The organism is Aeromonas sp. 603404 (assembly GCF_049171775.1).
In the GTDB taxonomy this organism is placed as follows: Bacteria; Pseudomonadota; Gammaproteobacteria; order Enterobacterales; family Aeromonadaceae; genus Aeromonas; species Aeromonas veronii_A.
Genome location: NZ_JAAKPE010000001.1, coordinates 273,739 through 287,666, shown reverse-complemented (window position 1 = coordinate 287,666; position 13,928 = coordinate 273,739). Strand labels below are relative to the sequence as shown.

10 protein-coding genes are annotated in these 13,928 nt (G+C 60.7%); all 10 read left to right on the top strand.

The features are described 5' to 3' along the window. The first annotated feature begins 50 nt into the window (after nt 1–50). Nucleotides 51–728 (top strand): ribonuclease T, encoded by a 678-nt coding sequence (gene rnt, locus G5306_RS01250; protein WP_216953912.1) that lies wholly within the window; start codon nt 51–53, stop codon nt 726–728. A gap of 273 nt (nt 729–1,001) precedes the next feature. Beyond that, on the top strand, nt 1,002–2,324 hold the full coding sequence (locus G5306_RS01245) for a Na+/H+ antiporter family protein (protein WP_421312117.1): 1,323 nt from the start codon (nt 1,002–1,004) through the stop codon (nt 2,322–2,324). A gap of 364 nt (nt 2,325–2,688) precedes the next feature. Beyond that, on the top strand, nt 2,689–3,447 hold the full coding sequence (locus tag G5306_RS01240) for a flagellar motor protein (RefSeq protein WP_335843154.1): 759 nt from the start codon (nt 2,689–2,691) through the stop codon (nt 3,445–3,447). After that, a complete protein-coding gene (locus G5306_RS01235; protein WP_421312116.1) occupies nt 3,422–4,300 on the top strand; it encodes a flagellar motor protein MotB in 879 nt (292 codons plus the stop codon). The genes G5306_RS01240 and G5306_RS01235 overlap by 26 nt, the downstream gene beginning before the upstream one ends. A gap of 162 nt (nt 4,301–4,462) precedes the next feature. Then, nucleotides 4,463–6,601, top strand: a complete 2,139-nt coding sequence (locus G5306_RS01230; RefSeq protein WP_421312115.1) for a TonB-dependent hemoglobin/transferrin/lactoferrin family receptor — start codon at nt 4,463–4,465, stop codon at nt 6,599–6,601. Continuing rightward, nucleotides 6,601–8,607 (top strand): prolyl oligopeptidase family serine peptidase, encoded by a 2,007-nt coding sequence (locus G5306_RS01225; RefSeq protein ID WP_421312114.1) that lies wholly within the window; start codon nt 6,601–6,603, stop codon nt 8,605–8,607. Before G5306_RS01230 ends, G5306_RS01225 begins: the two co-directional genes overlap by 1 nt. Continuing rightward, nucleotides 8,604–11,051, top strand: coding sequence for a proprotein convertase P-domain-containing protein (locus tag G5306_RS01220; protein WP_421312112.1), 2,448 nt, complete (start codon nt 8,604–8,606; stop codon nt 11,049–11,051). The genes G5306_RS01225 and G5306_RS01220 overlap by 4 nt, the downstream gene beginning before the upstream one ends. A gap of 59 nt (nt 11,052–11,110) precedes the next feature. Continuing rightward, entirely contained in the window at nt 11,111–12,550 is a 1,440-nt protein-coding gene (locus G5306_RS01215) for a DUF1566 domain-containing protein (protein WP_421221521.1), read from the top strand. 13 nt (nt 12,551–12,563) lie between these two features. Then, nucleotides 12,564–13,133 carry a DUF1566 domain-containing protein gene (locus G5306_RS01210; RefSeq protein ID WP_216978575.1) on the top strand — a complete coding sequence of 190 codons (570 nt, stop codon included), beginning with the start codon at nt 12,564–12,566 and terminating at the stop codon, nt 13,131–13,133. Nucleotides 13,134–13,513: 380 nt separating this feature from the next. Then, nucleotides 13,514–13,918 carry an NADH-quinone oxidoreductase subunit A gene (locus G5306_RS01205; protein ID WP_005344919.1) on the top strand — a complete coding sequence of 135 codons (405 nt, stop codon included), beginning with the start codon at nt 13,514–13,516 and terminating at the stop codon, nt 13,916–13,918. Nucleotides 13,919–13,928: the final 10 nt, after the last annotated feature.

The following is a 13,928-nucleotide window of genomic DNA, read 5'->3' as shown; positions in this document are numbered from 1 at the left end:
CTGTGCTTTTTTGCCATAATGCCGCCTCATTTTATCCCGACCGAGATCCCATGACCGACGCAGTTCATACCCTCAAGGGCCGTTTCCGTGGTTTTTACCCCGTCGTCATCGATGTTGAAACAGCCGGGTTCAACGCCAAGACCGATGCCCTGCTCGAGATAGCGGCTTACACCCTGAAAATGGATGAGCAGGGTTGGCTCGTTCCCGATCACATATTCCACTTTCATGTCGAGCCCTTCGAAGGGGCCAACCTGGAAAAGGCCGCGCTGGAGTTCACCGGCATCGATCCCTACAACCCGTTGCGTGGCGCTGTCTCGGAAAAAGAGGCGCTGACCGAGATCTTCAAGGGGATCCGCAAGGGGATGAAGGAGCAGGATTGCGGCCGCGCCATCATAGTGGCCCACAACGCCACCTTTGATCACGGCTTCGTGATGGCTGCCGCCGAGCGCGCTGGCCTCAAGCGCAATCCGTTCCACCCATTTGCCACCTTCGACACCGCTGCTCTCTCCGGATTGGCGCTGGGGCAGACCGTGCTGGCCAAAGCGTGCCAGAGCGCCCGCATCCCGTTTGACAATAAAGAGGCGCACTCTGCCCTCTATGACACCGAACGCACCACAGAGCTGTTCTGTCATATCGTTAACCGCTGGAAGAGCATGGGGGGTTGGCCGCCTGCGCATCCGGATGATGACACAACCGATGCCCCTACCGATGATGAGGGACAAGAATAAACGGATGAAGGCTGCCACTGGCAGCCTTCGCTTTTTGGGGAAGTGATTGATTGCACAGCGCACCGGAAATCGCTATCAAGGTCACTATCCACCGCTGAGCGCGGGATGCACGGAGACAAACAGGTCACAAACCCTCAGGTTGAGCAACCTTGTGCCACATGCTGCTGCAATATGAGGGGTTTGACTGATTTTTTTCTCGACATTTGTCACATTTTTCGCAAACTAACTCCCCTTCACATGACAGACAGCAATAACAAACTATAAGGAAATCAAATGAATCCAGTTGTTATCGCAGTCGGGCTGATGCTGGTGCTCAGTCTGCTGCGGATCAATGTGGTGGTCTCGCTGGCGCTGGGTGCCATTGCGGGCGGTCTGGTGGGCGGGTTGTCGTTGACAGATACCCTCACCACCTTCAGCGGTGGCCTGGGCGGTGGCGCCGAGATTGCCCTCTCCTACGCCATGCTGGGCGCCTTTGCAGTTGCCATCTCCCGCTCCGGGATCACCGACCTGCTGGCCCGCAAGGTGATCAGCCAGTTGGGCAAGGATGCCAGCTCGACCCGCATCATGTGGGTCAAAACCCTGCTGCTCTCTTCCGTGCTGGCCGTGGCTATCTCGTCCCAGAACCTGATCCCGGTTCACATCGCTTTTATTCCCATCCTGATCCCGCCGCTGCTGCATGTGATGGCGCAGATGCAGATCGACCGTCGTCAGGTGGCCTGTGTCATCACCTTTGGCCTGACAGCTACCTATATGGTGCTGCCGGTCGGCTTTGGTGGCATCTTCCTGAATAACATTCTGGCCAAGAACCTGATCGATAACGGCGTGCCCATCACCACCAGCCAGATCCCGCTGGCGATGGCCATTCCGGTTGCCGGTATGGTACTGGGCCTGCTGATTGCGGTATTCATCAGCTATCGCAAACCGCGCCAGTACGATCTGGCCAAGATCCTGGATGCCGAGCCCGAAGCGGTCGAGCTCAACCTCACTCATATCTGGGTGGCCCTGCTGGCCATTGGTGTAGCACTGGGGCTGCAGTTGATGACCAACAGCATCGTACTGGGTGCGCTGGCCGGTTTTGTCATCTTCACCTGCGGCGGCGTCATCAAGTTTCGCGAAAGCCAGGATGCTTTCACCCAGGGGGTGCGCATGATGTCGCTGATCGGCTTCATCATGATCTCCGCCGCCGGTTTTGCCGCGGTGATGAAGGCAACCCACGGGGTCGACTCTCTGGTACAGGTGGTCGCCTCCGGCATCGGCCAGCACAAGGGGATCGCCGCCTTCCTGATGCTGCTGGTGGGCCTGCTCATCACCATGGGGATCGGCTCTTCCTTCTCCACCGTGCCCATCATCGCCACCATCTATGTGCCGCTCTGTCTGCAGCTCGGCTTCTCACCGATGGCGATCATCGCGCTGGTCGGTACCGCTGGCGCGCTGGGAGATGCGGGGTCACCGGCCTCCGACTCTACCCTGGGCCCGACATCCGGCCTCAACGCCGATGGCCAGCACGACCATATCTGGGACAGCGTGGTGCCCACCTTTATTCACTACAACATCCCGCTGGTGATCTTCGGCTGGTTTGCCGCCATGGTGCTCTGATCGCCCCTCTGACATCGAGCCATATACTGCAAAATACGAAACAAGAAGGCGACCTGATGGTCGCCTTCTTGATGATGACGTCACCTAATCACCAGGATATGGTCCCGAGAGGAGAAGATCTTTATTGTGCTTCATGGATTCCCGGCTCTGGATGATTGCGCACTATAGTAGCCGCAGACTGTTTCGCTCTTAGTCAGTCTCTCGCCACTGATGCCATAACAACGTTTGCCTCTCCCCGCTTTGTGCGCGACACCCGCTGCCACATACCACGCCGATTAATTGCTCAGCGATTGGATATCATTTTGAAAAACTGATACTTAACTAGCTACACTAGCCATTATCAACATACAGGGACGTGTAAAAAATGAGCTTGATTGGCTTGGTGCTGGCGTTGATCGCCATCCTTGGCGGCAACATGATCGAGGGTGGTCACCCCAGTGCACTGCTCGATCTGCCCGCATTCCTCATCGTGATCGGCGGCACCATAGGCGCTGCGCTGACCCAGTTCCCCTTCTCTGTCGTCGGTAGCACCATGAAGCGTTTCAAATGGCTGCTCTCTCCCCTCAAACTCGACATGCTGGAACAGGCCCAGTTGCTGGAGACCCTGGCAGGCAATGCTCGCCGCAGCGGCATGCTGGCGCTGGAAGGGATGATCGAGGAGATCAAGGATCCCTTCCTGAAGAAGGGGGTGCAGATGATGGTCGATGGCTACGAGAAGAACAAAATCCACGAGGTGCTGGAGAACGAGATCGAATTTGAACAGGAAGATCTCGAACAGACGGTCAAATTCTATGAAGCCATGGGCGGCTACTGCCCGACCATGGGGATCGTCGGCGCGGTATTTGGCCTGATCCACGCCATGGGTCTGCTGGATGCCCCCGACAAGCTGGGTGGCGCCATTGCGGTGGCTTTTATCGCCACCATCTACGGGGTATCCGCCGCCAACCTGATCTTCTTGCCGTTCGGCAACCGCTACAAGGGGTTTGCCCACCAGATCCGCCACTACAAGGAGATGACTCTGACCGGCATTCTCTGCATCGTGGATGGCGAGTCCCAAGCACGCCTGCAAGTGACCCTCGAACCTTATCTGGGAGGCCATGGTGGCGAAAAAGAAAAAGGCTGAAGCGCCGGAGAACCACGAACGCTGGCTGGTCTCCTATGCCGACTTCATGACATTGCTGTTCGCCCTGTTTGTGGTGCTCTACTCCTTTGCCATGGCCAAGCAGTCCGAAACCCGGGTGCTTATCCAGGGCTTTATCGAGTCGCTGGGTAAAATCGGCCTCATCTCCCCGCCTGCCGGCTCACCTTTGATGCAGGGGGGCACAGGGATTCTCGAGCCAGAATCAAAAACTACGCCGAGCAGCCCGAAAGAGGAGACTGTGCTGGAGAAAGATGCCCCCATGGCGGCATCGGACCCCTTCAACGAGACCATAGGTGCCTCGGAAAAACCGAGCGCCACCGAAGCCTGGCCCCACAAGACCAAGGAGCAGGAGTGGGTGCAGGTGACCAAGCAGAAGCTGGAGCTGCAGCTAAAGGCCCAGATTGAATCGAAGGATCTGGAGGTCGAGCAGCTTGGCAGTCAGCTGGTGATCCGCATCGGCGAGAAGGCGCTGTTCCCCTCCGATTCAGCGTTCCTGCAGCCCCAGTTCGTCCCGCTAGTCCATAAGATCGCCGGCATTCTGGCCAATATCCCGGGGCAGGTAGTGGTCACCGGCCATACCGACAACTCCCAGGCGCCGGTGGAGCTTTATCGCAATAACTGGGAGCTATCAGTGCTGCGTGCCTCTTCCATCGTGCAAACCATGCTGGCTAACCCCCAGCTGGATGCCAGACGAGTCATCGCTCAGGGAGTTGCCGACACCCAACCCCGCTTTGCCAATGACACCCCCGAACATCGCCAGGCGAATCGCCGGGTCGATATCACCCTCTCTCAAGGCAAGGCAGCAGAAGAGTCGCTGCAACTGCTCAAGCCCTGATTCCCCCGCTCCCGCTTCGCGCGGGAGCCTCTTTTTAAAAACAAATAACTCAATAATATCAACACCATAAGATCTTAATGATAATGATTGCCATTTATTGTCAAGTGGTCAGGCCTCTGCAATAATGCCGCCCCTCAGGCTCAAATAAAAACAATTATCATTATGAATAAACTGTTTCAGGCATGGCCGGCACTCCTTTGTGCCTCCGCAGGCGCGGCCGATCTTCCCCCTGTGGAGAAGGCTCGCAGCGACGACACCATCATTGTCACTGGGCAACGGGTACAACAGAAACTCTCCGATGTCTCCGGCTCCATCACCGTCATCACCCAGGAAGAGCTGGACCGTCAGGTCGCCAGCGAGCTGACTCATGTGTTTCGCAAGATCCCCGGTGTCTCGGTCACCGGCTCTGCCGGGCGACCGCAAAACATCAGCGTGCGCGGCATCGGTGGCAATCGCATCCTGCTGATCAAGGATGGAGTGCGCGTCAGCGATGGCTTTGGCGCCGACAACATCAATGACAAGGTGGGTCGCTTCAACTTCGACCTTGATGACATCAAGCAGATTGAGGTGGCCAAGGGGGCTGGCTCCTCCCTGCATGGCTCCGATGCCATCGGCGGTACCGTGGTGATGAATACCAAGCAGCCGGAAGATTATCTGCAACAGCAAGATAGCTATCTGGCGGCCAAGACACTCTACGGTGGCGACAGCAACAAGAAGAAGCTCAGCATGACAGGCGCTGTGCGGGCGTTGGAGAGCGAACATCTGTTGCGCCTCTCCGGCTGGCGCGGCAACGAAACCGCCAACTTTGAGGAGAACCGCATTCCGGCTGATTTGGATGGCATGAGCGCCTCCACCAGCAGCCGCCTCCCCCTCAATGCCCATCACGCTCTGCGGCTGGAGCTGGACTACTACGAGGATCACGCCAAACGCCAGATGGGCCCAAAGGCGGTGCCCCAACCCGATGGCAGCTGGGATGTGGTCGGTTTTCAGGAAGATGGCGATCAGCGCACCCAAGGCGGCAAGTTCAGTTGGGAAGCCAACGATCTGGGCATGGTCGATACCCTCAACTGGAGCCTGTTTGGCAACCAGTCACGCAACGAAGCCAACCAGCGCCAGCTGCTGCGCAACGATGCCCTGAGCGGCTATCCCAGATATCGCAGCCAGCGCACCCTCTCCACGTTCGAGGAGCTGCGCCTTGGCAGTGAGCTGGAGTTGCAGAGCAAGCTGAGCACCGGCTCGCTGGATCACACCTTCAGCTACGGTGTGGAGCTGGAGCAGGCCAACCACGAGCGGCCGGTCAGCAATCTGACCCTGGAAGATGGCATCACCACCCAGGGACAGAAAGCCCCCTTCAGCAAGGCCGAAACCCGCCGCGATGGCATCTGGCTGAGCGATGTGATCGATCTGGGCAACTGGCAGTTTACCCCGACCCTGCGCTTTGACCGCCAACGCCTGCGCGCACCGGACAGCAATCTGGCCGAGAACCACAGCGACCACATCTCCCCCAGTGTGGCGGCCAGTTACCGCTTCAACGAGACATGGCGCAGCTGGCTCAGCTATGCCAACGGCTTCCGCGCCCCCGCTTACGATCAGGTTTACGGCAACATTCCCCACTACTTTGCCATGCCGCCATTCGAGATCATTGCCAACCCCAACCTCAAGGAGGAGACCAGCCACAGTCTGGAGTGGGGAGTGAATGGCCAAAGCGACAACTGGAGCGTCAAACCGGCCGTTTTCTACAACCGCTACTACAACTTCATCGACTGGCGCCAGACCGGTTTTCGCCTCGATGACGGTGTCTTCCTGCGCCAATATCGCAACGTTGCCAAAGCAGAAACCTGGGGCGCCGAGCTGGCCGCCAGCCTCTGGCTGAGCGACGAGTGGGAGCTTTCGACCAATCTGGCCTGGATGGATGGCAAGGATCACCGCGGTGAGCCGCTGCGCACCCAGACACCGCTGGAAGGCAACACCACCCTGCGCTGGCAACAGCTCGACTGGGGGGTTGAGCTCAGTGGCAACTATGCCGCCGCCATGACCAAGGTGCCCCAGTGCGCCAATGCGCAGACTGGCTACAACGGTGCCTGCCAGAGCAGCGCCGGCTGGTTCAGCCTGGACCTCACCGGCGACTGGCAGATCACCGAGGCGCTCAAGGTCAATGCCACCATCGGCAACCTGCTCGATACCCGCTACGTCCGCTATCAGGATGTGGCCGGACTCCCGGCTGGCAGCGACACCTCCCTCTACAGCCAGAGCGGCCGCTACCTGTCAGCCAGCCTCAGTTACCGTTTCGTGGGGATGTGATGAAGCATCATGCAATCATGGCGGCCCTGTTGGCCGCCCCGTTGGCGTGGGCGCAAGAGTCCCTGCCACCGCCGATCCCGTCCCAATCGCACCTGATTTCAGGCAATCCCGTACGCCAGGATCCCTACTTCTGGTTGCGGGACGAGAGCCGCAGCAACCCGGCCATTCTCGCCCTGCTCAAGCAGCAAAATCGCTGGAGCGAGCAGCAGCTCGCCGCGCAGCAGCCGCTGGAAGCAACCTTGCGCGCCGAGTTTGCCCGTCATCCGGCAGGGGAACCCGTGCCAGACAACTGGCTTGTCCGCGGCGATCAGGCATGGCTGCTGCGCCCGGATGGCTCACTCTGGCAACGCCACGGGGGCAAGGTGCAGCAGCTGCTTCCCGCCAGAGCGGGTGAGGGCTATTACGAAGCGGGCGGCTGGGCCCTGAGCCCGGATAACCTCACACTGGCCATCGCCGAAGACAGGCGCGGCGATCTCGACTATCAAGTTACCCTGCTCGATCTCCAAAGCGGCAAGGCGCTGGCCAGTTTGGCGCAGCGCAGCGCTGATCTCGCCTGGTCACAAGATGGTCGCACCCTCTACACCATCGCCAACGAGCGTTACACCCTGCGCCCCTGGCAGTTGCGCGGCTGGCAGGATGGCCAGGAGCAGACTCTCTATGAGGAGCAGGATCCCGCCTGGCTGCTCAGCCTCTATCGCACCACGGATGGCCAGCATCTGGTGTTGCAGGGCAACAACCACGACAGCTCGGAGCAATACCTGCTCGACTCGGGCAAGCCGCAGCAGGTCAAACCCCGCCAGCGCGGGGTGGAATACTATCTGGACAATCAATCCGGCTGGGTGATCAAGAGCAACCGGGAGGGGGCGTTTGCCCTCTACTCAGCCAGCACGCCGCTCGGTGAGTGGCAGCGCCTGTGGCCCGCCAAAGGGGAGGATCTCGGCGATCCCGAGAAGTGGCGACTGTTTGATCGCCATCTGGTGGTGCAGTTTCGCCAGCAGGGGGAGGATTGGCTCGCCCTGCTCGATCGCAACGGCCATGAACGCCAGCGCCTGCCGCTGGCCAGTGGCGCCGGTACCGGCTGGCTGCAAGGAGAACATGACCCGGCCAGCGACCGCATTCTGGTGCGCAGTCAGGGCTTGAGCCAGCCCCCCGGCCAGCGCTGGCTGGATTTAAACAGCGGCCAGTGGATCAACGACCAGCACACCGCAGGCAATAAAGCATTGCCCTATCAGAGCGAGCGGCGCTGGATCACCTCTACCGATGGCACCCGGGTGCCTGTCTCGCTGGTGTGGCGCAAAGATCTGGCCCCTCGCGCCGTACTGCTCTACGGCTATGGCGCCTATGGCACGCCGATGCGCCCCTACTACCAGAAAGAGCTGTTAAGCCTGCTGGATCGGGGCTTTGTCTACGCCATCGCCCATGTGCGCGGCGGCGGCATGCTGGGGGAGCAGTGGACCCGCGACGGACGGGGCATCCACAAGCAGAACGGCATTAGCGACTTTATCGCAGCCGGTCACGCCCTGCGCCACTGGTCGCCCGACGCCGCTCCCCTGCCCCTGTTTGCCATGGGGGGCAGCGCGGGGGGCACACTGGTTGCTGCGGCCCTCAACCAGCAACCGACACTCTTTAGCGGCGCCGTGTTGCAGGTTCCCTTCGTCGATATGCTTGGCACCATGAGTGATCCCGCCCTCCCCTTGACCCGTCAGGAGTACCAGGAGTGGGGCAACCCGGCCAAGCCCGCAGAGTATCAGGCGATGCGCCGCATCAGCCCCTACGACAACCTGCACCGCGCACCCTACCCGCCCCTGCTGGTCACTACCGCCCTGCACGACAGCCAGGTGCCCTACTGGGAGCCGGTCAAGTGGCTGGCCCGCCTGCGGGAGCACAGCACGGGTTCCGGCCCCTACCTGCTGCTGACCGAACTGGAGGGAGGCCACCGCGCCGGTGGTGGCGATCGGGCTCGTGAATTTGCCTTCTTGTTGCATCTGGCGGGGATCAATCAATGACCCTGCCGCTGATTGGGAGTACCACTATGAAACCCCTGTTGCCCGTCCTCTTGCTGGGGCTGGCTGGCTTTTCCACTCAGGCCGCCGAACTGCGTTTTGTCGAACAGGACGCCCCGGCCGATACCCGCCTCTGGCTCGAACAGCAGCTCGGCGTCACCCTGAGTGATGCCCCGGCCTATCAGCGCCAAGGCAAGCTGGGCCACTATCTGCATTATCGCCAGCAGCTCAATGGCGCACCGATCGCCGGCCTGATGGCCGCCGTCAGTCTCGATGAGCAGGGTCGCCCGTGGCGCCTTTATCACAATACCCGGCTGATGCAGGCACAGGCGACGCCATGTGATGAAGCAAGCCGCGCCGGGGTGGATGCCTATACCGCCACGCTGGATGGTACGGTGTGGAAATTCGCCGGCAGTGACGAGGCCCAGCCGTGGTACTGGCAGGATGGCGACACCCTGACTGCGGCCTGGCGTCTGCTGGCGGTGGAAAGCCAGCCGGGCAACAGCAAGAGCAGCCACTGGCAACTGTTTGTCACCTGCGATGGCAGCGCCCTGCTGGGGCGCACGCTGCAAGAGGCCAGCACCCGTGCCGAAGCGGCCCCGCTGGCAGGGGAAGCGGCCACGGTGCAAGCCCGCATCTTTGCCCTCGATCCCCGCACCCAGCTGCAAGATGGCAATTTGCTGTGGCGCCACGATCTGGTGCTGGACAACCGGGCCTATCGCACCGTCCCGCTCAGGGTACAAAAGGTGGATGACACCTACCAGCTGAGTGGCCCACGCGCCCGGGTCGTGGATGGCACGGAGCCGGAAACTGCCCCCTTTAGCAGCCCTGATGCCGATGGCTTCCAGCTGGATCACCAGCAGCCCGCCTTCCTCGATATCAATGGCTACTACCATCTGGATCTGGCCCAGCGCCATGTGGAATCCCTTGGCTACCCGACGCTGATGGGTGGCCCCCTGGCCATCGATACCGATGCCGGGAAGCAGGACAACTCTCTCTATGACCCCTTCCTGCGCCGGTTGGAAATTGGCCGGATAGGGGTGCCCGATGCGGAAGATCCCATGGTGATCTGGCACGAGTTTGGCCATGCGGTGCAGCACCATATCCTGCCCGACATGGGAGAAGAGGGTGACTGGGGCGCCATCGGCGAGGGCTTTAGCGACTATCTGGCCGCCAGCTGGCGCCAGCGTAGTCCAGAGGCTCGCCAGTTCGAGCCTTTCATGGTCTTCAACTGGGATGCCAGGATCAGCGGCCGAACGCCCCGTCAGCTCGATGATCTGCGAGCGCGCTATCATCCGGGCTTCCTCTATCCGGCTCACCTCACCATCAACGGCAGCAACGGCGACCAGCTGTGGGGCACCCCGCTCTTCACCGCGCTGCGCCAGGCCGTTGAACAATATGGCGAGGTAGCCCGTGACGAGTTCGATACCCTGCTGATTGAATCCCACTTCGGCCTCGGCCCGCAGGTGCGGATGCCCCAGCTGGCGCGGGTCACCGTGGATACCGCCAACCGCCTCTATCCGGATCGCAGCTATGGCAAGCTGCTGGAGCAGGCCTTCCGCCACCACGCCCTGCTGCCCACGCCCATCGCGGCCCGCCTTGCCGATGACAGCTACCTGCTGCCCGGGGAGAAAAAGAGCCTCGCCATCGAATTGACCAACCAGAGCGGCCGCCCCCTGACCGTGGCTGACGCCAGCCTGATCCCGACCAAGGGGCTCATGGGTGACGGTCACTGGCAGGGAGAGCTCAGCGCCGATGGCAGCGCCCGCTGGACCCTGCCGCTGGAAGCGGCGAGCAACCTGACCTGTGGCGAGGCAGTCACCTTGCCGCTGCAGTTCCAGCTCACCCTGCCCAGCCCCACCGAGCGCCAGACCCGCCTTGACCTGCAACTGCCGATCGGTGAACCGCTCTGGCAACGGGCCATCGGCCAGGGTGGCCAGATCAAGGATGCGGTGAGCGATGAGCGGCACGGCCTGTCCCGCTTCACTCTCACCCTGCCCGAGAGCAAGGCCCGCATCGACAGCGGATTCGTGGTCGCCCTCGATCTGGAGCACAGCAAGCTGGAGCAGCTGGAGATCTGGCTCACCTCCCCTTACGGTACCCGGATCAGCCTGTGGAACAAGGGTTACGCCAGCCATACCCGGCTCAAGGGGGAGTTCCCCCGTGAACTGGTACCGTTCGAATCACTCGATAAGCTGCACGGCGAACCGCTCGCTGGCCGCTGGCTGCTGGAGATCAACGACACCAGCGCCGGTGACACCGGTCAGTTGCGCAACTGGCGGGTAGCCCAGCAAGTCGGCGCCCGCTGCGACAAGGATGAAGCCCTGCCCAACACCGGCATCATTCCCCTTGAGCAGGATGAAGGGGGTGGCGGCACGGCTTCCCCCCTGCTGCTGTTGCTGGCCCTCTGGCCCCGCATCTGGCGCCGGAGCACCCCGCGCCGTTGAATCCTGTACCACGGGGGTTACCGCCCCCGTGAACCTGTGACCGAATCAAGGAATGTGAAGTGAAACCATCCGTACTGGTTATTGCAACCCTCTCAGCCCTGCTCAGCGCCTGTGGCGGCGGGGAAGATAACGCACCACTGGCGATCCCGGACTACCGGGTCGATGTCGCCCTGCCAACCGCCGGTACCCTGTGCGCCGATCTGGATCAGAACTGGCAATGTGATCCTGCCGACCCTGCCGTCAGCGGCGAAGGAGCGGTAGCCTTGGTCAGCCGTTCGGCCAACATCGTCAACTCGCCCCTGCTGTTCGTACCGAGGAGCGGAGGGCTGCTGCTGGCACATCCGGCCGCCAAAGGGGATCCACAACGGCTGCAACCAACCCTGCTCAGCACCCTGTGGCAGAGCCGCATTGCCGAAGGGGTGGCCGCCGATCGCGCACTGTCACTGCTGCTGGCCGATCTCGCCCCGCTGCAACCGGGCAGCGACCGCGCGGCCCTCGCGGGCCTCGGCCAGTTTGATCAAGCACTGCAACAGGTGGCGATCAGCTTGCAGCAACAGGCCCGCGCACGACTTGCCAACGCCAAGGAGACCCAGTTGCTCACCACCAGCTATCGCGCCATCAGCCTGATGCTGGCGCAGCTGGCTTCAGAGTGGCAACGCAACGGCCAATTTGCCGAAGAGACCCAAAGCGAGCTGCTTACCCTGCTGGTGCAGCAGCAGCCACGCAACCTGCTGACCGTCACCGGCGTCACCACCTTCAGCGATGGCAACGATCCGCTGCTGGAACAGGAGCCCGACGACTATCCGGGACAAGATGCCAGCTGGAATCGCACTCGTCCCCAGCTTGCCTATCGCAAACTCGATGATCGCGGTCAGGTGCTCCCCGACAACGCGCCGAGCTGGCAGTGCGTCAAGGATCTCAATACCGGTCTGGTGTGGGAGGTCAAATCAGATGATCCCTTGAGTCCTGACTGGAAAAGCAGACCCTTTGCCTATGAGGATGAGCAGTTCAAGGCGACCGCAGGCGAGCAGCAAGCGGCCTACCAGCATATTCATAAGAGGATCGAACAGCTCACCGCCGAAGGAGATCTTGCGGCCCTCGCCCGGGCACAGGCGCTGACCACCATGCTGACCACCCGCGCGTATCAGCAGTGGCTCAATGGCGAGCAGCGCTGCGGCATCAGTCAGTGGCGGCTGCCCACCATGGGTGAGCTGATGTCACTGATGCACTACGGCAGCCTGGCCAAGGACCCGCTGGGTCAACGCATCATCGTGGATACCCGTTACTTCCCGGATATCGCCCCCTCGGAAGATGACACCTACCATGGCTACTACTGGAGCGCCACCAGCAACACAGCTCAGCGCTTCTCCGGTGGCCCCATCAGCAAACGCACAGTCCTGCTCCTGGGAGAAGATGCGGGCACCACCTATCCCGCGCTGGTGCAGCAAGATACCTATATCGAGCTGATGCAGGTACGACTGGTCGCCACTCCCCAATAACCCGAGGAATATCATGAGCCTTTATCGCTTTTCGTTCGCCATGCTGGCACTGCTGGCCCCCCTGGCCCACGGTGCTGCCATTTGTGATGACACTATGGATCGCACCGCCCCCTCTGCCCGTTTTCTTGACCATGGCAACGGCACCGTCACGGATCAACACACCGGCCTCACCTGGATGCGCTGCAAACTGGGGCAGACATGGAGTGGCAGCAGTTGCCTGGGTGAACCGACCGTTTACTACTGGCAGCAGGGGCTGCAAGTGGCGGAGCGGATCCGCAGTGACAGCAGCCATGCTCTCTATCACTTCGGCGGTATCAGCCAGTGGCGCCTGCCCGACATCAAGGAGCTGGCGACCCTGGTCGAGCACGCCTGCTACAAGCCCTCTCTCAATGAAGCCATTTTCCCGCGCGCCATGGCGGGGGACGGTAAAGAGGTCAATGAGGGCTATGTCTATCTGATGAGCAGCACGGTAACCTCCGCCAATGGTCAGCGGGCGTATCTGGATATTACCTCGGGAGATATCGGTCTTCGCTCCATTGGCGCCTACCCGGATCAGGTCTTGCTGGTCGCCAATAAACCCTGACCGCCCCACGCTCGAAACCGGAACGCGATGACAGGAGAGGCTTGCGAGCCTCTCTTTTTATTGCTCTTGCCGCCCCCCCTATCTCACCCGCCATCACGCTCTTCTCCCGCCTGTGCCCCCTGCCCGCGATACCGACCTGATCCTGCTTCGCCCGCGGCATTTACCCCTTTCAGGTGATGACGAGGAGCAGCTCTCTGCGTTTTACAGGCCTTTCTCGCCCGCCATAACCAACAAAAAAGTGCGCTTCTTAACAAAATTTAATTACCGGTTAACCGATTAATAATTAACCCGTAAAAATGACATGTAAATCAGTGCGAAAGTGTCATAATGCGTAACATTATTGTTAAGTCGCTTGATTAATTTGGTTAGGAAAAACCTCTATGTTTGCTGATATTTCTGCTCAACATTGGGCTTTTGCCATTTATGTCATCGGTGCCATCACCATCTGTCTGGTGATGATAGGCCTCGCCGCCCTGCTGGGAGGTCGTGCCTACGGCCGCACCAAGAACAAGCCATTTGAATCTGGTGTCGACTCGGTCGGCAGTGCCCGCCTGCGTTTTTCCGCCAAGTTCTATCTGGTCGCCATGTTCTTCGTCATCTTCGACGTCGAGGCGCTCTACCTGTTTGCCTGGTCTGTCTCCGTGCGGGAGAGCGGCTGGGTCGGCTTTATTGAAGCCACCATTTTCATCGGACTGCTGCTTATCGGCCTGATCTACCTCTGGCGCATCGGCGCACTGGACTGGTCGCCGCGCAAACCGCAGCTGAACAACAAAAACAGTGATTGAACCACAGACC

Excerpts from the sequence above, each read along its gene's own strand:
- rnt (WP_216953912.1), top strand. The coding sequence starts at position 51 with ATGACCGACGCAGTTCATACCCTCAAGGGCCGTTTCCGTGGTTTTTAC.
- G5306_RS01245 (WP_421312117.1), top strand. The coding sequence starts at position 1,002 with ATGAATCCAGTTGTTATCGCAGTCGGGCTGATGCTGGTGCTCAGTCTG.
- G5306_RS01240 (WP_335843154.1), top strand. The coding sequence starts at position 2,689 with ATGAGCTTGATTGGCTTGGTGCTGGCGTTGATCGCCATCCTTGGCGGC.
- G5306_RS01235 (WP_421312116.1), top strand. The coding sequence starts at position 3,422 with ATGGTGGCGAAAAAGAAAAAGGCTGAAGCGCCGGAGAACCACGAACGC.
- G5306_RS01230 (WP_421312115.1), top strand. The coding sequence starts at position 4,463 with ATGAATAAACTGTTTCAGGCATGGCCGGCACTCCTTTGTGCCTCCGCA.
- G5306_RS01225 (WP_421312114.1), top strand. The coding sequence starts at position 6,601 with ATGAAGCATCATGCAATCATGGCGGCCCTGTTGGCCGCCCCGTTGGCG.
- G5306_RS01220 (WP_421312112.1), top strand. The coding sequence starts at position 8,604 with ATGACCCTGCCGCTGATTGGGAGTACCACTATGAAACCCCTGTTGCCC.
- G5306_RS01210 (WP_216978575.1), top strand. The coding sequence starts at position 12,564 with ATGAGCCTTTATCGCTTTTCGTTCGCCATGCTGGCACTGCTGGCCCCC.
- G5306_RS01205 (WP_005344919.1), top strand. The coding sequence starts at position 13,514 with ATGTTTGCTGATATTTCTGCTCAACATTGGGCTTTTGCCATTTATGTC.